The sequence below is a fragment of the Planotetraspora mira genome, assembly GCF_016863275.1.
In the GTDB taxonomy this organism is placed as follows: domain Bacteria; phylum Actinomycetota; class Actinomycetes; order Streptosporangiales; family Streptosporangiaceae; genus Planotetraspora; species Planotetraspora mira.
The window spans coordinates 85,316-107,750 of the sequence record NZ_BOOO01000013.1; the positions used below are offsets into that span (position 1 = coordinate 85,316).

Genomic DNA, 22,435 nt, shown 5'->3' on the forward strand with positions numbered 1-22,435 from the left:
CGCGCAGGTCGGGTGTGGTCTCACCGAACCTGTGCATGATCACGGCGAAGGGGGGGTGGGGGGTGGGGTGAAGGCTCGGATGATGACGTCGGCGAGTTGTTCCTCGGTCAGGACGGTGGGCGTGCCGATGCCGAGGGCGCGGACGTACACCTCGCAGAGCCACTCGAGCAGGCGTGTGGCCTCGAAGGCCTTCTCCAGGCCGGCTCCGATCGTGACGCCGCCGTGGTTGGCCATCAGCGCCGCCTGCTTGCCCGTGAGCGCCTCCTGGACCTTCGCGGCGAGTTCGGGCGTGCCGTACGTCGCGTACTCGGCCACGCGGACGCTGCCGCCCAGCAGCAGGGAGTTGTAGTGGATCGGGGGCAACTCCGTCATGGTGGTCGCCACCACGGCACCGAAGACCGAATGGGTGTGCACGACCGCGGTCGTCCCCGTCGCGGCGTAGACGGCCAGGTGCATGGGGGTCTCCGAGGACGGAGGCAGGTCGCCCTCCACCACGGTGCCGTCGAGCCGGATGATCGGGCAGTCCTCGGGGCGCAGACGGTCGAGCGCGACGCCGGAGGGCGTGACCGTCACGAGGTCGCCGTCCCTGGCGCTGAGGTTGCCCGATGTGCCGATGACCAGGCCGAGCTCCGCGGCCCGCCTGCCGTAGTCGCACAGCTGACGACGAAGCTCCTCCATGCCGGCGAATCTAGACGATCGCCCGAAATAACGGCAACCTGGTCTATACCAGTCCGCTACCAGGGCATCTGTCGTTACCTACTCTTATTGGGTCATAGGACCTTTGTTTAACTTCTGTTTAACCTGCACAAACGGCTATATAGTCTGTGAATGTCGGCGCGGATTCATCCCAGTCGGGTTACGGGTTGGTCTAGACCGACGACAACATCTTGACGCTGCCGTGGGCTGGCCGTACGTTCCAGCAAACGTTTAGGAAACTTTCCTAATTGACCCCGCCACGGGAGAGTTGATGACTAGTACCCCCCGCGAGATCACGCGCCGGCAGATGATGCGGCGCGTGGGCCTCACCGCCCTCGTCGCCGTTCCCGCCGCCGGCCTGCTCAGCTCCTGCGCCACCTCCGGCGAAACGGCCGCCCCGTCCACGGCTCCGAGTGCCGCCGCGACATCGGCCACCAACCCGTTCGGCGTCAAGGCCGACGCGCCCCTCGAGGTCGTGATCTTCAAGGGTGGTTACAGCGACGAGTACGCGACCCAGTCGCACGAGCCGCTGTACAAGGCCGAGTTCCCGAAGGCGACGATCAAGCACCAGGGCATCCAGACGATCAGCCAGACCCTGACCCCGCGTTTCGCGAGCGGCGACGTCCCCGACGTCGTGAACAACTCCGGCACGGACAACCTGGACGCCGGTGCGCTGATCGGTGCGGGCCAGTTGCTCGACCTCACCCCGCTGTTCGAGGCGCCGTCGATCGACGACCCGAGCAAGAAGGTCAAGGACACCCTCGTCCCCGGCACCATCGAGTCGGGCTTCGGCGGCGACCCGGCCAAGCCGTACACGCTGAACTACGTCTACACCGCCTACGGCCTGTGGTACGACGCGAAGCTGTTCGAGAAGAACGGCTGGACCGCGCCGAAGACGTTCGAGGAGTTCAAGGCCTTCGCCGAGGCCGCCAAGGCCAAGAACATCGTCCCGTTCGCGTACGCCGGCAAGAACGCCTCGTACTACGCGTACTGGATGATCCTGATCTCGGCCGCCAAGATCGGCGGCAACGAGGTCCTGGTCAACATCGACAACCTCGCCGACAACGCCTGGAACCACGACGCGGTCAAGCAGGCCGCCGCCGCGTGGGCCGAGATCGGCAAGTACATGGACAAGTCCTACGAGGGCCTGATCCACACCGAGGTCCAGACCCAGCAGAACCAGGGCAAGATCGCCCTCTACCCGTCGGGCTCCTGGCTGGAGTCGGAGCAGTCCAAGGACACCCCCGCCGGCTTCGAGTACGCCATCGCGCCGACCCCGTCGGTGACGGCGGCCGACCAGCTGCCCTACGAGGCGATCCGCGCCGCCGCCGGTGAGGGCTACGTCGTGCCGTCCAAGGGCAAGAACGCGACCGGTGGTCTCGAGTACCTGCGTGTGATGTTGTCCAAGCCGGCGGCCAAGGCCTTCACCGAGAAGACCAAGAGCCTCACGGTCGTCGTCGGCGCCACCGAGGGCCTCACGCTCTCGCCCGGCCTCACGAGCGTCGTCGCCGCCCAGAACGCGGCCGGCCAGAACGTGGTCACCTACTCGCTGTTCGAGACCTGGTACAAGGAGCTCGAGACCGAGCTCCGCAAGCAGACGAACGCGCTCATGTTCGGCCGGATCAGCGCCGACGAGTTCGCCTCCAAGATGCAGGCGGCCGCGGACAAGACCAAGGCCGACTCCTCCATCTCCAAGCAGTCCCGGAGCGTGTGATCCGATGCGGCATGGCAAGTTGTCACCGGTCCTGCTGCGGAAGTACGGCTTCATCGCCTCCTTCCTCGCGGTGCCGTTGATCCTCTACGTGGTCTTCGTGATCTGGCAGTACATCCAGGCGTTCCAGATCTCGTTCACGAACTCCAGAGGAATCTCGCCCAACTTCGACTACGTCGGCTTCGACAACTTCACCCGGTTGTTCGACGACGAGGTCTTCTGGGCGGCTGTGCGGCACCATGTGGTGCTCCTGCTTGCCATGCCGCTGATCACCGTCGCGATAGCCCTGTTCTTCTCCTTCATGCTCAACCTGGGCGGCGGGCAGAAGAACGGGAAGATGACCGGCGTCCCCGGCTCGGCCTTCTACAAGATCGTGTTCTTCTTCCCGCAGGTCCTGGCGGTCGCCATCGTCGGCGTGTTGTTCCAGGCGATCCTGCGGCCGGACAAGTCCGGCGTCATCAACAGCGCCCTCCATGCCGTCGGAGTCGATCCGGTCGGATGGCTGATCAGTCCCAGCCTGGCGCTGTGGACGATCATCGGGGTCATGGTCTGGCAGGCCGTCGGCTTCTACGTCGTGCTCTTCTCGGCCGGCATGTCGTCGATCCCCAGGGACGTCTTCGAGGCGGCCGCGCTGGACGGGGCCGGGCGGTTCGTACTGTTCTTCCGGATCACCCTTCCGCTGTTGTGGGACACCCTCCAGGTCGGCTGGGTCTATCTCGGCATCGCCGCCTTCGACGGGTTCGCGCTGGTCCAGGTGCTGTCGGTGGACCGTGGCGGCCCCGACAACGCGACGACCGTGCTGCCCCTCGAGATCTGGCGCACCGCCTTCACCTACTCCAAATACGGCGTCGCGTCCGCCATGGGTGTCGCGCTGTTCTTCATGACGCTGACGTTCGCGGTGCTCACCCTCCGGGTGACCCGGCGCGAGAGGATCGAGTTCTAGCGTGGCGACCGATGTGATGCCCGTGGCCTCCGCCGAGGCCTCGACCAGCCGCAAGCAGGGGCGTGGGCGCTCGGTCAACGTCTTCGGCGGGCTCTCCCATGTGGCCCTGCTGATCTGGGCGATCCTGGTGATCTTCCCGATCGTGTGGACCTTCCTCGCGTCCTTCAAGACCAACACCGAACTCTTCGGCGACACCCCGCTGGCGTTGCCCCACCAGTTCCACTGGGACGCCTGGGGCCGTGCGTGGGCGAAGGCCCACATCGGGCTCTACCTGGTGAACACCATCAAGGTCGTGGCGATCTCCACGTTCCTCACGATGTTGTTCGGCTCGATGGCGGCCTACGTGCTCGCCCGGTACACCTTCTTCGGCAACAAGGCCATCTACCTGCTGTTCGTCTCCGGCCTTTCGTTCCCGGTGTTCCTCGCTCTCGCCCCGCTGTGGCTGACGATGAAGAACCTCGGGTTGCTCGGCACGCACACCGGCGTGGTCCTCGTGTACGTGGCCTACTCGCTGCCGTTCACGGTGTTCTTCCTCACGGCCTTCTTCAGAACCCTGCCGACCTCGGTCGGGGAGGCGGCGATGATGGACGGCTGCTCGCACACCCGCACGTTCTTCCAGATCATGATGCCGATGGCCAAGCCCGGCCTGGTCAGCATCACGATCTTCAACGTGATCGGGCAGTGGAACCAGTACCTGCTGCCGATCGTCCTGCTGCCGGGCGACGCCCAGGACAAGTGGCTGATCACCCAGGGAATCGCCAACATCTCGACCAACGCGGGGTACGAGGCCGACTGGGCCGGGCTGTTCGCCGCGCTGAGCATGGCGATCATCCCCGTCCTGATCGTCTACATCATCTTCCAGCGTCAGATCCAGTCGGGCCTGACCACGGGAGCGCTCAAGTAGCCCCCGGTGTGGCGTGGTTCCGCCTTCTGGTGATTCGTGATGTCCTGGGGGCATGTACGAGGCTTCCGAATGGGCCCGCAACGGGGACACCATCCACCGCACCGTGGTCGCACCCGACTTCCGTACGGCCATCGCGATCGTGAACGACATCGCCGAGCAGGCCGAGGCCCTGAACCACCATCCCGACATCGACATCCGCTGGCGGACCCTGCATCTGGCCCTCACCACGCACGACGCGGGCGGCCTCACCGACCTCGACTACAAGCTGGCGGCCCGGATCGACGGCATCGTCGCCGACCACCAGGCCTAGGCGGGCCCGCCCCGTTGTCAGCCGAAGACCGCCGGGGGCGGGACCGGCGCGAGGACCGCGTCGCCGTCGTGGATGGGACGAGCCCCCGCGACGAACTTCGACAGGTCCTCGCCCCACATGCACCGGGCCTGGGTGAGGCCGCCTGCCGTCCTCCTCGTCAGGGGGCCGACCGGCAACTCCGCGGTGGAGGCGGCGATCACCAGGTTGCCGAAGCGCCGGCCCCGCAGGATGCCCGGCTCGCCGAGCAGCGCGACATGCCGGAAGACCCCGGCGACCGTGGAGACCACCCGCTTGGCGAAGGCCAGTCCGCTCCCGTCGGCCACGTTGATCACCAGCGTTCCGGCAGGCCGCAGGATCCGGGAGACCTCCGCCATGTACTCGGTCGTGGCGAGCTCCACCGGCATCGTCGCGCCCGAGAACGCGTCGAGCACGAACAGGTCCGCGGAGCCGTCGGAAAGCCCTGTGACGGCCGTACGGCCGTCGAGCATCCGGACCTTCAGCCGGGGCACGGACTTCAGCCTGAGCTGGTCACGGACCAGCTGGACGAGCTTCTCGTCGGGCTCCACCACGATGTGCCGCGAGCCCGGCCGGGACGCGGAGACGTAGCGGGGGAAGGTGCAGGCGCCGCCGCCGACGTGGACGGCGTCGACCGGCCCGTCCGGCAGGCAGTCGACGACCGTGGCCATCAGTTGGACGTAGGAGAACTCGAGATAGGAAGGGTCGCTGAGATCGACGTAGGATTGGGGCACCCCGCCGACGCTGAGCATCCATCCGTCCGGGCGGTCGAGATCGCGTAAGAGCTCCACCTCGCCGAAGGTCACCGGATACCGGCCCGGAAGCGGCTGCTTCTCCCTCGCCACCTCGATCTCCTTCAGCGTGATGTAAGGCACTCGTCCCCCCGCGAGAGGCCCGGACTGCATGTCAAACCGTACGCGAACACGAGCGCTGCTCGTTCTCTTCACCATCGCGGGCGCCATCGTGGTCACCGGGGTGCTCGGACTGTTCACGTCCGGCCGACCGGCGCCGGCCGCAGCGCCGACGACGGCGACGCCGACGGTCACACCGCAGCCGGAGGGTACTCCGGAGCGGACGGCCGCGATCTATCTGCGGGCGTGGGAGGCGGCGGACTACGGCAGGATGCGGGAGCTGACCGACGACCCGCCCGCCGACTTCGCCACCCAGCACGCACGGTTCGAAGAGGCTCTGGCGGCGGAGTCACTGCGGCTGACGGCGGGCCAGACCGTCATGACCGGGGAGGACACCGCGGAGGTGCCCATCACCGAGGCCCGCGAGCTCCCGGGCTACGGCCCGTGGTCCTATCGCTCGACGTTGCGGCTCGGGATCAGGGACCAGACCTGGAAGGTCCTGTGGGCGCCCGCCGTCATGCACCCCGACCTCGCACCGGGGGGCGGGCTCCGCAGGTCCTCCGACGCCACCGGCGTCACGGCCGGACGGCTCGTCACCCAAGAGGGGCGCGACTTCCCCGCGGACAGCGACGCCGAGGCGTACCTCGAGCGGCTGACGACGGCGATCCCCGTACCGCAGGGGGGCACGCCCGTGGGCTGGCGGGTCGAGGTGGACAACCCAGGAGAGCCGGGGGAGCCGCTCGTCGAGTACACGCCCGAGCCGCCGAAGGGCACCAAGACCACCATCGAGTGGGCGGCGCAGGCGTCGGCCGCCCGTGCGCTCGACGGGGTGCGGAACCCGGCCGCCATCGTGGCGGTGCGGCCGTCGACGGGCGAGGTCCTCGCGGTCGCCGACCGCCTGGGCGGGCGGAAGGCGTTCGAGCAGAAATACGCCCCCGGCTCCACGTTCAAGACCGTCACGGCGGCGGCTCTGCTCAACGCGGGGATGTCCACGGAGACCGTCGTCGACTGCCCGGCCGCCTACACGATCCCGGGCGGGCGCTCGATCGACAACTACCGGGGAGAGGCGCACGGAACGGTCACGCTGCGCCAGGCGTACGCGCTGTCCTGCAACACCACCTTCGCCCGGCTGGCGGTCGAGCGGCTGACTCCCGACACCCTGGTCGAGCAGGCGCGGGCGTTCGGCTTCGGGGTCCCCCTGTCGACCGGGGTCGGCGGGACCTGCGGCAGCCTGCGGCGGCCGGAGAACGATGACGCGCTCGCCGAGGACTCCTTCGGCCAGGGGACGGTCGAGGCGAGCCCCCTGTGCATGGCGCTGGTCGCGGCGGCGGTGCAGAGCGGTGAGTGGCGGCCGCCCCGGCTGATGCCCTCGGCGGACGCCGCCGGCCGGTCGCAGAGCGTGCCGCTGCCCTCCGGAGTGGCCGCGGGGCTTCGCACGCTGATGAACGCGGTGACCGCCGACGGCACCGCGGCCGACGCCGGGCTGCCCGACGGCGTGGCAGGCAAGACCGGCACCGCCGAGGACTGGCAGGGCGGCGCGGACCACGCCTGGTTCATCGGATACTGGGGCGATCTGGCGTTCGCCGTGTTCGTCGAGCACGGAGGCACGGGCCGCGACGCGGCCGTCCCGATCGCCGCCCGTTTTCTCAAGGCTTTGTAACGTACGTCACAACCTACGGTAGCGTAACTTACGCTAACGTAGGTTACGTGACGACGATCTCTATGGAGCGGGTGGGCAAGCCGAAGCTCCGCGGCTGGCTGCACGCGGGCGCCGTGCCCGCGACGCTGGTGGGCGGGTTCGTGCTGGTGGCCCTCGGGCCCACGTTGCAGGCCAGGCTGGCCGCGGTGATCTACGCGATCACATCCGGCCTGCTGTTCGGCGTCTCCGCGACCTATCACCGGGGCAGGCTCTCCCCGGGTGTCACGGAGGTGCTGCGCCGGTTCGACCACGCCAACATCTATCTCGTGATCGCGGGCACCTACACCCCCTTCGCGGTGCTGGCCCTGGACGGGATCGCCCGGGTGGCCGTGTTGTCGGTCATCTGGGTGGGCGCGACCGTCGGAGTGCTGTTCCGCGTGTTGTGGCTGCGGGCCCCCCGCTGGCTCTACACGGCGCTCTACATCGGGCTGGGCTGGACGGCGATGTTCGTCATGCCGCAGTTGTTCGCGGGGGCGGGTGTCGCCGCGGGGATCCTGGTCCTCGCCGGCGGCCTCCTCTACTCGGCGGGGGCGGTCGTGTACGGCCTGCGCCGCCCCGACCCCTCGCCCCGGTGGTTCGGCTTCCACGAGGTCTTCCACGCCTTCACGATCGCCGCCTACGTCGTCCAGTACGTGGCGGTCTCCCTGGTCGTGTACGCCGCCGTCTGATCTGCGCCCCGTGATCTACGCCCCCGTGATCCACGCCCCGTGATCTACGCCCCGTGATCCATGCCGCCTGATCACGGGGCAGGTCTTGCCTCGGACGCGCCTGCTGGCGAAAAATGTTCTCCTAAGGGGATAGTTTTGTGGAAACTGTTCACAGCTACCACCCGGTATGAGGGAATTGTGTTGGTCCCGACGTAATGCGGAGGCGGCATGGATCCCAGCGCTGTACACGACGGCCTCGCCCGGCACCTGCTCGTCGACGGTTACCGGCTGGTGCTCGACCTCGACAGGAGTGCGGGGTCGTGGCTGGTCGACGTCCGTGACGGCAGAAGGTATCTGGACTTCTACACGTTCTTCGCGTCGTCCCCCCTGGGGATGAACCCCTTCGCCGCCGACCCCGAGTTCCTGGCGCTGCTCGGACGTGTGGCCGCCAACAAGCCGGCCAACTCCGACCTCTACACCGTCCATCTCGCCGAGTTCGTGGAGACCTTCCAGCGGGTGCTGGGCGATCCCGAGTTGCCCCACCTGTTCTTCGTCGAGGGCGGCGCGCTGGCCGTGGAGAACGCCCTCAAGTGCGCCTTCGACTGGAAGAGCCGGTGGAACGAGGCCAACGGCCGCCACCCCGGTCTGGGCACCAAGGTCCTCCACCTGACCCGTGCCTTCCACGGGCGCAGCGGCTACACGCTCTCGCTGACCAACACCGACCCGGTGAAGACCGACCGGTTCCCCAAGTTCGGCTGGCCCAGGATCGACGTGCCCGCGATCCATTTCGGCGACGTCGAGAACGCCGAGGAACGGGCCCTGTCCCAGGCGCGTGAGGCGTTCGACCGGTTCCGCCACGACATCGCCTGCTTCATCGCCGAGCCGATCCAGGGCGAGGGCGGGGACAACCACATGCGTCCCGAGTTCCTGCAGGCGATGCAGGCGCTGTGCCACGAGAACGAGGCGCTCTTCGTCCTCGACGAGGTGCAGACCGGTGTCGGTCTCACCGGCACTCCGTGGGCCTACCAGCAGCTCGGCCTGGCCCCGGACATCGTGGCGTTCGCGAAGAAGGTCCAGGTGGGCGGCATCATGGCCGGCCGCAGGGTCGATCTCGTCCCCGACAACGTCTTCGCGGTGAGCGGGAGGATCAACTCGACGTGGGGCGGCGGGCTCGTGGACATGGTCCGCTCACGCGGGATGCTGGAGATCATCGAACGCGACGGGCTGATCCCGCGGGCGGCGATCCTGGGGGAGAAACTACTCGGCGCGCTGCGCGGGCTCGAGGCCGAGGGGCTCGTGACGAACGCCCGGGGACGCGGTCTGATGTGCGCGTTCGACATCCCCGACCCCGGCGGGCTGGTCGACCGGCTCCGGGAGGACGAGGCGATCCTCGTGTTGTCCTGTGGGGACAGTTCCGTCCGGCTGCGCCCTGCCCTGTCCGTCCAGCCCGAGGAGCTGGAGTACGGGCTGGCGGGCCTGCGCAACGCCCTGACCCGCGTCTCAGTCGCTCCCTGACCCCGGTGCGGTGACCACCGGGACGAGGGGGTGACGGGGGGCTCTCATGCCCCAGGGTCGGTTCCGCCGAGCCAGCGCCCGATCGCCGTGACGCGCGATGCGACGCCGAGCTTGGCGTAGATGCGGTTGACGTGGTTCTTGACGGTCTTTTCGCTGAGGAACAGGCGCTGGGCGATCTCGCCGTTGGAATGACCGGTGGCGATCAGGTCCATGACCTCGGTCTCCCGTTTGCTCAGTCCCATTCCCGTGCGGTCGTCGACTCTCATCCGGCCTCCGAGTCAAAGATCGCCGAGGCCCCCCGCCCATCCGGCGTTGCGGTCGTCAGGTGAGCATAACTCGCAATATCTACCTTTGGGGGCAATGTTCGCTGACTTGCTCGCGTCAGCCGCATGATCTGCCGCAAGCGCGCAAAACGGGAACGGCCGGTCCCTGAGGACCGGCCGTTCCCGTACTGGGGTGAGTGATGGGACTTGAACCCACGACATCCAGGACCACAACCTGGCGCTCTGCCAGCTGAGCTACACCCACCATGTCCGCCGTCACGGCGTACGAGAAAAGTGTAGCGGTATTCGGGAGCGTCGCGCTCCATCCCGCGATCAGGTCGTGGTCACGTCGCGGAGATCGCCTCGGCCACCTCGCGCGCGGTCGCCGAGTCGGGGCCGGGCTGCGGCACGAACACGGCGGCGCGGTAGTAGCGCAGCTCACGGATGCTCTCGACGATGTCCGCCAGCGCCCGGTGCCCGCCTTGCTTCTCAGGCGAGGCGAAGTAGACCCGGGGGTACCACCGCCGGGCCAGTTCCTTGATCGAGGAGACGTCGATCATCCGGTAGTGGAGGAAGGAGTCCACGCCCGGCATGTCCCGCGCGATGAACGAACGGTCCGTCGCGATGGAGTTGCCGCACAGCGGCGCCTTCTTGGGGTCGGCGATGTGGCCGCGAATGTAGTCGAGCACGATCGACTCGGCCTCGGCGAGCGTCACGCCGCCGGCGAGCGCCTGGAGGAGCCCCGAGGCGGTGTGCATCTCCCGGACGACGTCCGACATCTGCCCCAGCGACTCCGGCGGGGGCTTGATGACGACATCGACACCCTCGTCCAGCTGGTTCAGCTCGCCGTCGGTCACCACACAGGCCACCTCGACGAGCGCGTCACGGCCGAGGTCGAGCCCGGTCATCTCACAGTCGATCCAGACCAGCAGGTCAGTCATGGAACCAGCGTAGTAGTGCGGTCACCGGGCTTCGAGCGAGTCCAGCACCCGGTTGAGCACCGATTGGTCGAGATTGTCCGGGACGGACATGTAGAGCATGGACGGACGCCGGCCCTGACCCCGGTCCACCAGCACGAACGCGCCCTTCTCCGTCTTCCACTTCCAGCCGTTGGCCGCGGACTCCTTCGAGAAGTCCATTTCGAACTCGGTCACCCAGGCCTTGTGCCCGCTGACCTCCAGGGCCTCGTCGCGGAGGATCTTCCGCTCGTGCTGGGGCGCGTAGAACAGGGGCTCATAGCCCACGACCATCGCGGTGACCGTGGTGCGAAGATCCTTAGGCCCGCCGTACGGAAGGACCTGCGGCAGTTGTGCCGCGTAGATCGAGCCGACCCAGTCGCCGCCGCTGCCGTCGTAGTTCTGCTGGGACAGGGCGCTGTAGCCGCTCGTCCAGAGCGGGACCTGCGGATTCTCCGGGTTGTTGATCTCGGCGGACTTGGGCACGCTCCACGGTTCGCCGGGGAAGGCGTAGGACAGCCCCGTCGTCGGGTCGCTGATCCGGTCTCCCGACGGCTGGGGGAGTTCCGTGAGGGGCGCCGCCGGGGACGGGCTCGGGGGGACGATCGAGTCGAGCGGCGCGCTCGGGACCACCTCGTCGGGCCGGGACGCCGTGATGCCGGAGCGGTTGTTCACGAAGATCACCACCGCGCTGATCGCGACGACGACCGCCACCAGGGCGGCGATTCCCCCGACGATCCACGGCCAGACCGGCGCGGGCTTCGGCTGCCGCCCGAAGGCGGGCGCGGGAAGGGGAGGCTGCCCCAGGTGCCCCCATGCCGGTTGCTCCGTACGCAGCGGCGCTCTCAGCGGCGCGGTCTGGGCCGGCTGGTCAGGAGGCGGCGCGGCCTCCTGCGTGTAGGTGTCCCGAGGATGCGTCGCATCCGTCCACTGGGAGCCGTCCCACCAACGCAGTTGGGGAGATCCGTATGGGTCGGGATACCAACCGGCGGGGGTCGTCGTCATATGGCCACACTAGTGAACTTGGCATTTGTACAGAAAACTGGCTTTACCCTGTAGGGCCTTCCCCGAGGCGGTGGGGGACAGGACACGGAGGGTGGCGGTGCCCTTGAAGTTCGACGACTCCCCGCTGACCTTCCAGTGCAGGGGGAGCTCGACCGAGGTGGAGCCGGAGAGCACGCGCAGCTGCTGCTCGGCCAGCTTCTGCCCGTCGCTGCGGAGCCAGACGTAACGGATCGAGCCCTCGCCGCCGTTGGTGGTCACCACACCCACGATGTTGGCCGTGCCGTCGCACGACAGGGCCTTCTTCGGGCCGCGGACGTCCACCTTCTCGACCGCGACGGCCAGTCCCGGCGACTGGCGCAGCCACAGGATGCCGGCCGCGATGAGGACCGCGAGCAGGATCGTCCCCGCCCACGCCGTCGCCCGCCGCCGGCCGCGCGGCGTCCTGCGTGATCCCTTCTGCCCGTGCAGCGTGGCCAGCTGATCCTGTCCGGAGCGCCAGATCCGCTCCGCCGTGTTCCCCGGGTTCTCCGGGTCCTCCGTGGGAACCCCCGGCCCGAAGCGCATCATCACGTCGCTCTCCGGCGCGGGCCGCGCCGGCGGTGCCGTACGGGCGGTGCCGGCGCGGTCGGCGTGCAGCAGCGTGACGATCTGGCCGGGATCGGGCGCGGGGGGCGCGGGAGAGGTCGGGACGTCGGCCGCGGACCACCGGTGCAAGGTCTCCACGAGCCGGTCGCGTGTCGTGAAACCCGGCGGCAGGACGTCGCGGCCGGCCAGGAGGGTGTCGCGCGCGGAGGCCAGCCCGCCCGCCGAGGCCGCCGCGGCGGCCCGGTCGAAGAGCCGTGCCGCGTCGCCGCCCGCCCAGCTCGCCGACAGCGTGCGGGCGAGCGCCGCCCAGGCGGCGATGTCACGCTCCACAGGTGGCGACTCTCCGCGCACCGCCGCCAGCAGGCCGCGCTCCGCGAGCATCGCCGAGCCGTCCTCGGCGATCACCACCGTGCCGGGGTGCAGGGCGCCGTGGGTGAGTCCCGCGGCGTGCAGGGACAGCAGGGCCTGGGCGATCTCGACGAGGATCGTTCCCGCGCTGCCGGAGTCCGGCCCCCCGCCGCCGGCGAGGAGGTCGGCGACCGTCGGCATCGCTCTGCGGGAGGTGATCAGCCAGACCTCGCCCCGCGCGGTGACGAGATCGGCGACGGGAAGGAGCGAGGACAGGCCGCTCCGCAGGAGCCGCCGGTCGGCGCTCACCGCGGAGACGAGCCGCTCTCTGGCGTCCGGCGCGGCCACCGCCCGGGGGTCGAGCCTCAGGACCCCGGACGGCACGCCGTCAGGTGAGATCGCGTCGTTCCAGGTGCCGAGCTCGCTGATCCGCGTCCGGCCGGTGAGCCGGTACCCCGAGATGGTCGCGCCGTCGTGCATTTACCGCCGCCTCCGATGCCTTCCGGCAATCCCCTTCGCCGTCAGTGTGACGGAAACAGGCCGATTCTGATCAGGACTGCCGTGAGAACGCCTGTCGGCACATCGCGCGGATCCTGCGAAGGCGGCTCGTCGTTCCCCGGCGACTCTCCGGTCCTGGGCGGAGCCTCGGTGCCGGGCGTCTGCGGGATGCCTCCCGTCGTGTCCGTCGGCTTCGTGGGCTCGTCGGTTGTGGGCTTGGTGGGCTCCCCGGACGGCTCGTTCGTGCCTGGGCTTTCCGTGCCTGGGCTTTCCGTACCGGGGCTCTCCGTGCCGGGATCCGTGCCGGGATCCGTGCCGGGATCCGTGCCGGGATCTGTGCCTGGGTCCGTGCCTGGGTCCGTGCCTGGGTCCGTGCCTGGGTCCGTGCCCGGGTCTGTGCCTGGGTCCGTGCCCGGATCTGTGCCCGGGTCGGCAGGGGGATTGCCGGGGTTGCCACCCGGCGGGTTCACGGGTGGGTCACCCGGGTCGGCGGGTGGGTTGCCGGGGTTGCCACCCGGTGGGTTCGCAGGCGGGTTCGCGGGCGGGTTCGCCGGGTTCCCCGGCGGGTCGGCGGGGGGATTGCCCGGCGGGTTCGCGGGTGGGTTGACGCCCGGGTTGCCGGGAGGCTGCGGCACCACTCCGGGATCGGGGCTCGGCGTCTCCTCGGGCTCGTCTGTGACCGTCTCCTCGGGCGTGACGGGTTCGTCAGTGGTCTCGGTGCCGGCTCCGGGAGCGGCGGGCGACTCGGCCACCGCGCCCGCCTGAAGTTTCGTCCCGTTGGTGATGGATCCGACCAGCACCGCGCCGCCCGTGGCGACGACGACCGCGCCCGCCAGTGACAGGCCGACCTTCATGCCCGTCTTGCTCAGCAGGCTCTTGCCCCTGCCCAGCCTGGTCTCGGCGAGTGACGTGCCGACCTCGGGCGCCGCGTCGGTCAGCGGGAAGAACGGAAGCAGCAGCCCGGCGAGGACGGCCAGGCGCCGCCGGCCCTTCTCCTCCCATTCCGGGCCGTACGCGTCGTGCGCGACGAACTCGAGCTCGTTGACGAACGCCTCGGCGTTCTGGGGACGGTCGGCCGCGTGCTTGGCCATGCCGCGCTCGATGAGCCCGCGCAGCGGGGCCGGCACCTCCTCCACCGGGGGAGGCGTGATCCGGTGCTGACGGGCGAGGGCGGCCATGTTCTGCGCCCGGAAGGGGCGGGTGCCGGTGAGGCACTCGAAGAAGACGACGGTGGCGGCGTAGACGTCCGTCGCCGGGCTCGCCGGCGCGCCCGACCACTGCTCGGGCGCCATGTACGGAGGCGTGCCGCTCGTGGTCGTGCCCTCTCCGGCGCGTGCCGCGATGCCGAAGTCGACCAGCTTGCTCGTGCCGTCGGCCTCGATCATGATGTTCTCGGGCTTGTAGTCCCGGTGGACCATGTCGGCGGCGTGTACGGCGGCCAGCCCGAACAGGGAGCCCTTCAGGACGGCCAGTGCCGCCTCCGGGCCGGTGGGGCCCTGCGACCGGAGCATGACGCGCAGCGAGACGCCGTCGATCAGCTCCATGACGATGGCGGCGCCCTGTGGCGTCTCCAGGTACTCGTAGAAGCGGGCGGCGTGCGGGCTGGGCGGCATCGTCGCGAGCAGGCGCGCCTCGTGCCGGAACCTCGCGACGAAGTCGAGGTCGGTCAGGAGCGTGTCGGACAGGTACTTGATCGCTACTAGGATGTCGTTGGCATCGTGTCGTGCGAGCACGACTCGTCCGGTGGCCCCAGTGCCGAGCTCTCGCATCTCGGTGTAGCCGGGGACGAACCAGGTGCCCGTGTGGCCGTACATACGGTCTCCTCATCGCCCGGGCCCCCGCCGGAACCGAGCTTAATGACGGCCGTCATCAGTGATACGAAAAGTCATGAAACAGTCGTGGATGGCTGTCAAATAGTCTGAACGTTGCGTAACCGACTAATTACGCAACTGTTCAGTCGGTTCGAGAGTGCCGCGCGGGCGCCTTCCCGAAGCGGTTCCGCCTGACGGCCGCCGCCATGGTGCGCAGGACCCCCGGCGGCCGGTCGAGGGGCGGCCGGTTGAGCGGGAAGGTGGGGGCCAGCGGCGCGGCCAGGTCGGCCACCGCCCGCCTGCCCCGCTGCTCCCACGCCGCGCCGCACGCCGCGGACGCGACCTCGTCGAGTTCCGCGACGAACATCGCGGCGCTCGGGGGGCGCAGCTCGGGATCCCCGGCCAGCCCCCGCTCGACCAGATCGCGCAGCGGTACCGGGACCTGCCTGGACGCCGCGTGCGAACGCCGTCCGCCAGGGAGGCGGCCGGTGAGGCATTCGCGGAGCACGGCGGTCGCGGCATACATGTCGGAGGCGGCCGACGCCGGCTTTCCCGCCCGCACCTCGGGAGCGAGATAGGCGGGCGTCCCGGTGCGTACGGCCAGGCCGAAGCCGACGAGCTTGCTCGCCCCGTCGCCCTGGACGAGCACGTGCTCGGGCTTGTGGTCGCCGTGGACGACGCCCGCCTCGTGGGCCGCCGCGAGGCCGAGCAGCGAGTCCTTGAACAGCACCAGGGCGGCGCGCGGCGCGATCGGGGACTCCTCGCGGAGCACCGCCCGGAGCGAGGCCCCGTTGACCGGCTCCATGACGACCGCCGCGCCGTGCGGCCCGTCGGCGTACTCGTGCACCCGGGCCACGTGGGGGTCGTCGAGATCCGCCAGGAGCCGGAAGTCCGCGCGGAACCGTTCGGCGAAGCCGGGTTCCGTGCGCGTCTCCTCCGGCAGGTACCGGATGGCGACGTGGGAGCCCGACGTCTCCTCGACGGCCAGGACGACGCGGCCGTCATCCCCCGATCCGAGCGCGCGCACCTCGGCGTATCCGGGTACCCGCCACTCGCCGGGGACGGTCATGCGCACTCCTGCGGTGAGCGGGGCCGCCCATGGGGCGAGGCCCATCCGATCAAACGGGACGCCCAAAGTGTGACGAATTAGGGGGATCCCCGCTATCCCCTCTTCCAGATATGCCGCGGAACAGTCACGCCGGGAGTCAGGCGGGGGTCGGGCAGCGGCTCGCCCCAGGAGACGTTCAGCGGTAGCACGCCCGCCCATACCGGCAGGTCGTAGTCCTCCTCGTCGTCCACCGGCGGGCCCTGCCGCACCTTCACGGAGGCCTCCTCCAGAGACAGGGCGAGGACGGCGGTCGCCGCGAGTTCCTTCCTGGTGGGGAGGCGGACGACGTCCCACTGGCCGGGGGCGAGTTGCTCGGTGACGGCACGGAGGCCGTCGAGATGCTCGTCCGGGTCGTCCACGCGGCGGGGCCGGCCGTAGATCATCGCGGAGCGGTAGTTCACCGAATGGTGGAAGGCGGAACGGGCCAGCACGATGCCGTCGAGATGGGTGACGGTGACGCACACCGGCTCGGTGGTCCCCGCCCTGAGCGACGAGGCGCCGGTTGAGCCGTGCAGGTAGAGCGTGTCGCCGATCCGCCCGTAGCCGGTGGGGATCACCATCGGCGTCCCGTCGACGATCACGCCGAGATGGCAGATCAACCCGGCGTCGAGCACGGCGTACAGGTCGGCGCGGTCGGTCCGGGCGCGTTCCTTGCCCCGGTTCAGGGTCGTGCGGGCGGTGGTGGAGAGCATGCCCGTTAAGTTAGATGAAAGTGGACTGGTGAAACACATCCACTTCGAGCGACTTATGGGAGACCACTTTGCGCACCGACATCGACCTTCCGCTGGTCGTGGACCGGACCGCACCGGTGCCGCTCGTCGTGCAGATCGGCGATCAGTTGCGGGAGGCGATGCGGAGCGGGGCGCTGAAGTCGGGAGAGCGGCTGCCGTCGAGCCGCGCGCTCGCCGGCCTGCTCGGCGTGAGCCGTACCGTGGTCACCGACGCCTTCCAGCAGCTTTACGCGGAGGGCTGGCTCGACGGGCGGCACGGGTCGGGCACCTACGTGGCCGCTTCCGGGGACGGCTCTGCCATGGGACGAGAAGCCGCGGTCCAGGGGTGGACCGGGGGAGAGCGCGCACGGACGGAGGACGACCCGGTCGCGCGCGAACCCGTGCCCGATCGCGACGCGGCGGGGGTCGTGGATCTGCGGCCGGGACGACCGTGGGTCTTCGGATACGACCCGGCGGCGTGGCGGCGTGCCTGGCGCAGTGCGGGAGAGCTCGCGCCCACCGACAGGCCCGACCCCTACGGGCACGCCGAGCTGCGCGAACTGCTGGCCGAGCACCTCCGCCGGGCGAGGGCCGTGCCCACGGGCCCCAGGAACGTCATGGTCACCAGGGGGACGGGCAACGGGCTCGACCTCATCGCGGCCACGCTCGTCCGGCCGGGCGCAAGAGCGGGCGTGGAGGAGCCCGGTTACCGGGTCGCCCGCAACGTGTTCGCCGCGAGGGGAGCGGAGATCGTGCCGTGCCCGGTCGACGGCCAGGGGGTGGTCGTCGAGGCGCTGCCCGACGACCTGGAGGTGCTCTATACGACGCCCGCGCACCAGTATCCGGTGGGCGGCAGGCTGTCCATCCCGCGCAGAGAGCGGCTGCTCACATGGGCCCGCCGTACGGGGGCGATCGTCGTCGAGGACGACTACGACGCCGAGTTCCGCTACGACGTCGCCCCGTTGCCCGCGCTCCACGGCATGGACCCCGAGCGCGTCGTGCTCCTCGGAACGCTCTCGAAGTCGCTCAGTCCCGACGTCGGGCTCGGGTGGCTGGTCGCGTCCGAAGCGCTGCTGGCCGCCGTCGCCCGCCGCAGGGACGAGTTGGCCGACAGGACGCCCGGGCCCGTGCAGAAGGCCGTCGCGACCCTGCTGGAGCGGGGCGACCTCGACAGGCACCTGCGCAGGATGCGGCTCGAGTACGCCCGGCGCCGCGCGGCCATCGTCGAGGCGCTCGGCCCGCTCGTCCAGGGGGACACCGCGGGCCTGCACGTGATGATCGAGCTGCCGGAGGCGGTCGTGCCCGACCTCGTCAAGAGGGCGGAGGAGCGCGGCGTCCTCCTGGACACGACCGAACGGCATCACCACGGGCCGCCGCGGGTCCACGGCCTCGTTCTCGGGTACGGCTACGCGTCCCTCGCCGACGTGAAGCGCGGCTGTGCCGTGATCAGAGACCTGCTCTAGATCACGCGCTCCAGCACCCGGAAATCCTCGCGTGGGCGGGGAACCGAGAAATCGGGAGACTCGTCCCCGATGATCCGGGAGATGTCGATCGAGCCCGGGTCTCCCTCACTTGTCCCCGGCACCTGGGAGTGGCCGAAGTGTCCGCCGCGCGCCCAGATACGGCCGCTGCGGGCACTCACGAGTGACTGCGGGAACGCCTGGGGCGGGCCCGCAGGCCAGCGACGGGGGATGTCCCACGAGTCGAGCCACGCCAGGATCTCGTCGAGACCGTCCAGCTTCGTGTCGGTGAACGGCTCGTGCGCCGAGCCGATCACCCGGATCTGCACGCAGACCCGTCCGTTGCGTCCACGGTCGCCCGCCAGTCCACAGGCCGCCCTCGTGATCGGCAGGAGTTGCGCCGTCTCTCCTGTCACCGGGTTCCATACCAGGTGAGGGGGCCGTTTGAGCTGGATGAGCCGCTGGGCGACCGACCGTGCGGAGACCCCGTGAGGGTCGGCGGGCCAGATGAACCAGACAGCCCGGGGAGCTCCGCCGATCATCGGTCCGGAGTCCTCGGAGGAGGGATTCAGGCTGGCGCCAGGAAGCCATGCTTGGGCCACAATGCCCCCTAAGATCCTCGGTCGCGTGTTTCCTCCCCTTTCGCGCTCCGGCTGACACCTCGTGAATCGTGATTGTTACCGGCGGGGAGCCTTTGGCCGGATCCGGCCAAAGGCTGGCGTTATCCCTGGTGGTGATGGGTTTCGTGAGGCTTCAGATGAGCGCCGCGGAGGGCGGGGACGGGCTCACAGGGCGGAGGGATCGGGTGAGGGACTGGCCGGTGGTTCGGGCGGGGGACTGTCGGCCGTCCCGCTCCAGGAGACGCGACAGGTGGGGTTGCCGGCCGCAGAGCGGAAGGCGACGATGCCGCTGCCCGCCGAACCGGGGTCGACGATCGTCAGAGTGATCCGGACCGAGGCTTCCGCCTTGAGCCGGCCCTGTTCCGGGGTGATGGTCACACCCGGGGGAGCGGTCGCCGTCCAGTCGACGGCCGCGTTACGGGCCGCCAGGGTGATCGCGCCGCCCGTGGCCGCGCCGAGATCGCCGGGGCAGCCCATCTCCAGGACGGCAGGAGGAGGCTGCCGCGTCGTGGAGCGAGTGGGAGCCGGGGTCGGCCGTGCGGCGGGCGGCCGCGGCGCAGTGGTCACACGCGCCCGCGGGGAGGCGGAGGGTGTGGGTGACGGGGACGTGGGGGCCGGGCTGGTCTCCTCCGGTTCGTCCGTCTCGAGCAGATCCTCCTCCGGGGTCGGGACGGGCGCGTCGGGCGGCGCCGGTGCCGGGTTCATCGCCTCCAGACGGCGCTCGGGAGCCTGGCCGTAGATCAGGGTCGCGGCGCCGGCCGTGCCGAACACGAAGACCGCGGCCAGCAGGATGAAGGTCGTCCGGCTGCTGCGCCGGTCACGCGACCCCCGTCGCCGGCGGCTCCGCCTCCTGCCGGAGTGCCCCGCGGGCGCTAGGGGGAACCCCCTCTTGTCGAAGCGGTCCCCCTGCTCGAGGATCGCCGCTCTGTCCTCCTCACGCTCGGGGGCGACGCACGTGTCGATCACGTGACGGCGCAGCGACAGGGGCGGGAACGCGATGGGGATCGTGGTCAGCAGGGGATCGGCTGACACGTGCCGCTCGCGCCCCTCCACACAGACCTTGCAGCCGCTGATGTGCCGGCTCAGCCGCTTGCGGAGCGCCGTGCTCAGCGGTCCGTCCCGCCATGAGGCGCCCACGCCGGAGTCGACGAGCGCGGACAGGTCGGGGCAGTGGGCCCGTCCCGTGCGGGCGAGCACGATGGCGGCGGCCGAGTTCTCCACGTGGCCGCGCGCTTTGGAGAGGTGTCCCGCCGCCTGCCGGGAGGTGACGCCCAGCACCGCTCCGATCTCCGCGGTGGACAGCTCATGCCGTACGGACAGGTCGAGGGCCTGGCGCTCGTGCCCTCCGAGCTCGCCGAGCGCCTCGTGGACGACGGCCGCGAGTTGCGGGTCGGCCGGCTCGTCCATGACGGCGGGCGAGGCCGCGCCGTGCGGCGGCGTCCTGCCGCCGGTGCGGGCAGCGCTCCGCGTGCGGGCCAGCGCGTACAGCCAGGCCCGCAGCCGGGCCGGCTCGGTCAGCCGGTCAACACACTCGTGGGCGATCACCAGGCTGTCGTGTACGGCTTCCGCGGCGAGGTCCTGGTCGTGGAGTAGGGAATGGGCGTAGTCGTTGAGTCGGTCGGCGTACGCGTCATAGAGACTGGCGGGCGCGTGCGCGTCCCCGCGCCGGAGCGCCTCCAGCAGTCGATGATCGTCGGTACGGCCGACGTCCGGCCATCCGGGCAACAGATGTTCCTCCCCGCGTGACGGAAACCAGAAGAGCCAGTCCCCACACGAGAAAGACGCCGCCGGAGCGGCCCTCGTTTACTGATCCGTAAGTCATGCCCAGCGGGCATGACCTGCGAAAACTGTGTTCAGAGCGAGCCTTGCGGCAAGAGTGAACGCCGGGTCCCAATGGGGCCCGGCGTTCAGGGAAGGAGCCGCCTGCGCGCTCCTTGTGAGCTCCTGCGCGCTACTTCCCGGTGTCTCCACAGTTCGGCGCGCAGAGGCGGCGGGCGATGCCCTTCAGGAAGATGTTGCGGATCTCCAGGACCGTCTGCGGGAAGTACGCCGTTCCGCCGGTGGCCTTCGCGATCGAGTTCATCTGCTTGCGGTTCTCGTCCTTCGTGGTGTTGAACGAGATGATCAGGATGCTGACCGGCTTCTTCGGGTCATAGGCCTGCTTGAGCTTCTGCAGGATCTCGGGGTTGGAGATGCCGCCGTTCGGGTCGTCGTTCCCGACGCCGTCGGTGAACAGGATGATCGTGTTGACCTTGTCCGGCTCGTAGTCCTTCGACATCTTCTGGTAGGCCGCCCACAGGGTGTCGTTGAGGCCGGTGTTGCCGGTCGGGATCGCCTGGGACGCCTGCAGGGCCTGCTCGATGAGGGTGCGCCGGGTGACCCCGTTGCTCTGCTGGGCGAGCGGGCCGATCGGCACGATCTGCTTCCAGTCGACGCCCTTGCCGCGGAGGTTGTCGGAGAAGGCCCAGATGCCGAGCTCGGCCTTGTCGGGGAAGAGCTTCAGCCCCTCGATTCCGACGCCCGAGATGGCCTGCATGCGGGTGGTGCCGGACTTGTCGGCCGGCAGGGCCATGGTGCCGGAGATGTCGATCAGAGCGAGGATCTTGGTCCCGAGCTTGATCTGCTGCCATGCCTGCGCGAGCTGGGTGATGGTCGCGGCGTTGGGAAGGGGCAGCTCGGCAGGCTTCTTCGCGTTCACGCCGTGCTCGGTCGTGAGCAGGCTGCCGCCCTTGCCGTCGGGCGTGCGGAAGCCGTATTCCTGCACGGTCTTGCGGCCCGCCGCGGAGGTGACCTGCGCGGAGAAGGCCTCGGCGGCCTTGCGCAGCCCGGCGTCCTTGGTCGTGATGATGATCGGGTAGTCCAGGCTGACCGTGCCCTCCGTCGGGTAGAGCGCGACGGCGGGGTTGCTCGGGGTCTTGTTGGTGTTGAACGCCCAGACCGCCTGCTCGGAGGCGATGCCGACGGGAACGCGGGCCGACGCCTTCGTCAGCGTGGCGAACATGCTGTCGGACGACGGCACCGTGGACTCCGACAACTGCCGGAGCACGCCGACGAGGACGTCCTCGCCGCCGCCCGCGGACTTCAGCACGTTCGCGCCGGCGAGCAGCGCGCCGAGGCCCGCCGCGTTCTGCGTCGGGTCGAGCGCGAGCACGCGGACCTTCTTGGCGAGACCGTCGGGGTTCGCGGCGTTGGCCGCGCTCAGCAGGCCCGTCCAGCTCGCCGGGCTGAAGGCCGACTTGAGCTTCGAGGCCCCGGCTTTCGACGCCGTCAGCACGACGGGGGAGTCCGCGGCGTTGCCGGACGGCTTCACCGCGGGGCCGCCCGACTTGGCGAGCCCGGCGAGCCACAGGCTGGAGTCGGGGATCCACACGGCGGGGTTCAGCTTGGCGCTGGTCGGGCCGGTGCCCGACATCGCGTTGGCGACGTCGGCCGAACTCGCCGCCGTCACGGTGACGGCCACGCATTGCCCGTCGACCGACGGCGGGGAGGTCTTCGCGATCTTCTCGACCGCCGGCTGGATGTCGGGGGACGCCACGACCGACAGGGCGATCTTGTCCCCGCCGCTGGTGCAGCCGGGACTCTTGTTCAGGAGTACGTACGCGGCCACGCCGCAGAGGACGGCCAACGCGACCGCGCCTGCCAGGGGGACGAACACCCTGCCCCGGCTGGCACGCCGGCGTGGTGGCGGATCGTTGTACGCGTCGAAGCCGCCATCGAGTTCGTCATTGCGGTGACGTCCGCCCATGGTGCCCTCTTTGGAGTCGATTGGCTCCCGACGGT

20 protein-coding genes and 1 tRNA gene are annotated in these 22,435 nt (G+C 69.8%); 8 read left to right on the forward strand and 13 right to left on the reverse strand.

The genetic code is table 11. The features are described from left to right. Positions 1-39: 39 nt before the first annotated feature. A complete protein-coding gene (locus Pmi06nite_RS11625) occupies positions 40-678 on the reverse strand; it encodes a class II aldolase/adducin family protein (protein ID WP_203952931.1) in 639 nt (212 codons plus the stop codon). A gap of 289 nt (positions 679-967) precedes the next feature. Here Pmi06nite_RS11625 and ngcE point away from each other — a divergent pair, with 289 nt between their 5' ends. Genes ngcE through Pmi06nite_RS11645 form a run of 4 tightly spaced genes read left to right on the forward strand, consistent with a single transcriptional unit; the run spans position 968 to position 4,564 of the window. Beyond that, a complete protein-coding gene (ngcE, locus tag Pmi06nite_RS11630) occupies positions 968-2,410 on the forward strand; it encodes an N-acetylglucosamine/diacetylchitobiose ABC transporter substrate-binding protein (RefSeq protein ID WP_203952932.1) in 1,443 nt (480 codons plus the stop codon). A 4-nt stretch (positions 2,411-2,414) separates the two neighbouring features. Further along, positions 2,415-3,350 (forward strand): carbohydrate ABC transporter permease, encoded by a 936-nt coding sequence (locus Pmi06nite_RS11635; protein WP_203952933.1) that lies wholly within the window; start codon positions 2,415-2,417, stop codon positions 3,348-3,350. A gap of 1 nt (position 3,351) precedes the next feature. Further along, the gene (locus Pmi06nite_RS11640) at positions 3,352-4,254 is read left to right on the forward strand and encodes a carbohydrate ABC transporter permease (RefSeq protein WP_239113837.1); all 903 of its coding nucleotides are present in this window, start codon (positions 3,352-3,354) and stop codon (positions 4,252-4,254) included. A 52-nt stretch (positions 4,255-4,306) separates the two neighbouring features. Continuing rightward, the gene (locus tag Pmi06nite_RS11645) at positions 4,307-4,564 is read left to right on the forward strand and encodes a 4a-hydroxytetrahydrobiopterin dehydratase (protein ID WP_203952934.1); all 258 of its coding nucleotides are present in this window, start codon (positions 4,307-4,309) and stop codon (positions 4,562-4,564) included. A 17-nt stretch (positions 4,565-4,581) separates the two neighbouring features. Here the strand turns inward: Pmi06nite_RS11645 and Pmi06nite_RS11650 are convergent, their stop codons facing one another. Continuing rightward, entirely contained in the window at positions 4,582-5,454 is an 873-nt protein-coding gene (locus Pmi06nite_RS11650; protein ID WP_239113838.1) for a spermidine synthase, read from the reverse strand. A gap of 28 nt (positions 5,455-5,482) precedes the next feature. Between Pmi06nite_RS11650 and Pmi06nite_RS11655 the strand changes: the two genes are divergently transcribed. The 3 genes from Pmi06nite_RS11655 (at position 5,483) to lat (ending at position 9,291) form a co-directional block, all read left to right on the forward strand. Continuing rightward, positions 5,483-7,090 (forward strand): penicillin-binding transpeptidase domain-containing protein, encoded by a 1,608-nt coding sequence (locus tag Pmi06nite_RS11655; RefSeq protein WP_203952936.1) that lies wholly within the window; start codon positions 5,483-5,485, stop codon positions 7,088-7,090. Between the two features lie 62 nt (positions 7,091-7,152). Beyond that, positions 7,153-7,797, forward strand: a complete 645-nt coding sequence (gene trhA, locus Pmi06nite_RS11660; RefSeq protein ID WP_203953231.1) for a PAQR family membrane homeostasis protein TrhA — start codon at positions 7,153-7,155, stop codon at positions 7,795-7,797. Between the two features lie 207 nt (positions 7,798-8,004). After that, a complete protein-coding gene (gene lat / locus Pmi06nite_RS11665; RefSeq protein ID WP_203952937.1) occupies positions 8,005-9,291 on the forward strand; it encodes an L-lysine 6-transaminase in 1,287 nt (428 codons plus the stop codon). Between the two features lie 44 nt (positions 9,292-9,335). Here lat and Pmi06nite_RS11670 read toward each other — a convergent pair whose 3' ends face one another. The 8 genes from Pmi06nite_RS11670 to Pmi06nite_RS11705 form a co-directional block, all read right to left on the reverse strand. Continuing rightward, the gene (locus tag Pmi06nite_RS11670; RefSeq protein WP_203952938.1) at positions 9,336-9,557 is read right to left on the reverse strand and encodes a helix-turn-helix domain-containing protein; all 222 of its coding nucleotides are present in this window, start codon (positions 9,555-9,557) and stop codon (positions 9,336-9,338) included. 186 nt (positions 9,558-9,743) lie between these two features. Then, positions 9,744-9,819: transfer RNA gene (locus Pmi06nite_RS11675), tRNA-His, on the reverse strand. A 79-nt stretch (positions 9,820-9,898) separates the two neighbouring features. Next, a complete protein-coding gene (orn, locus tag Pmi06nite_RS11680; protein WP_203881576.1) occupies positions 9,899-10,495 on the reverse strand; it encodes an oligoribonuclease in 597 nt (198 codons plus the stop codon). Between the two features lie 21 nt (positions 10,496-10,516). Continuing rightward, positions 10,517-11,515, reverse strand: a complete 999-nt coding sequence (locus tag Pmi06nite_RS11685) for a DUF2510 domain-containing protein (RefSeq protein WP_203952939.1) — start codon at positions 11,513-11,515, stop codon at positions 10,517-10,519. A 9-nt stretch (positions 11,516-11,524) separates the two neighbouring features. Continuing rightward, complete coding sequence (locus Pmi06nite_RS11690; protein WP_203952940.1) at positions 11,525-12,928, reverse strand: protein kinase family protein; 1,404 nt, start codon at positions 12,926-12,928, stop codon at positions 11,525-11,527. 41 nt (positions 12,929-12,969) lie between these two features. Beyond that, positions 12,970-14,760, reverse strand: coding sequence for a serine/threonine-protein kinase (locus Pmi06nite_RS11695; protein ID WP_203952941.1), 1,791 nt, complete (start codon positions 14,758-14,760; stop codon positions 12,970-12,972). Positions 14,761-14,899: 139 nt separating this feature from the next. Then, positions 14,900-15,826 (reverse strand): serine/threonine-protein kinase, encoded by a 927-nt coding sequence (locus Pmi06nite_RS11700; protein WP_203952942.1) that lies wholly within the window; start codon positions 15,824-15,826, stop codon positions 14,900-14,902. Positions 15,827-15,918: 92 nt separating this feature from the next. Then, a complete protein-coding gene (locus tag Pmi06nite_RS11705) occupies positions 15,919-16,557 on the reverse strand; it encodes a pyridoxamine 5'-phosphate oxidase family protein (RefSeq protein WP_203952943.1) in 639 nt (212 codons plus the stop codon). Positions 16,558-16,625: 68 nt separating this feature from the next. On the opposite strand from Pmi06nite_RS11705, the gene pdxR reads away from it, so the two are divergent. After that, positions 16,626-18,038 carry a MocR-like pyridoxine biosynthesis transcription factor PdxR gene (gene pdxR, locus Pmi06nite_RS11710; RefSeq protein WP_203952944.1) on the forward strand — a complete coding sequence of 471 codons (1,413 nt, stop codon included), beginning with the start codon at positions 16,626-16,628 and terminating at the stop codon, positions 18,036-18,038. Here pdxR and Pmi06nite_RS11715 read toward each other — a convergent pair. The 3 genes from Pmi06nite_RS11715 to Pmi06nite_RS11725 form a co-directional block, all read right to left on the reverse strand. Next, positions 18,035-18,577 (reverse strand): hypothetical protein, encoded by a 543-nt coding sequence (locus tag Pmi06nite_RS11715; protein WP_203952945.1) that lies wholly within the window; start codon positions 18,575-18,577, stop codon positions 18,035-18,037. The genes pdxR and Pmi06nite_RS11715 overlap by 4 nt on opposite strands. A 243-nt stretch (positions 18,578-18,820) precedes the next feature. Then, entirely contained in the window at positions 18,821-20,380 is a 1,560-nt protein-coding gene (locus tag Pmi06nite_RS11720; RefSeq protein WP_203952946.1) for an RNA polymerase sigma factor, read from the reverse strand. Between the two features lie 226 nt (positions 20,381-20,606). After that, on the reverse strand, positions 20,607-22,400 hold the full coding sequence (locus Pmi06nite_RS11725) for a substrate-binding and VWA domain-containing protein (RefSeq protein ID WP_203952947.1): 1,794 nt from the start codon (positions 22,398-22,400) through the stop codon (positions 20,607-20,609). Positions 22,401-22,435 lie beyond the last annotated feature (35 nt).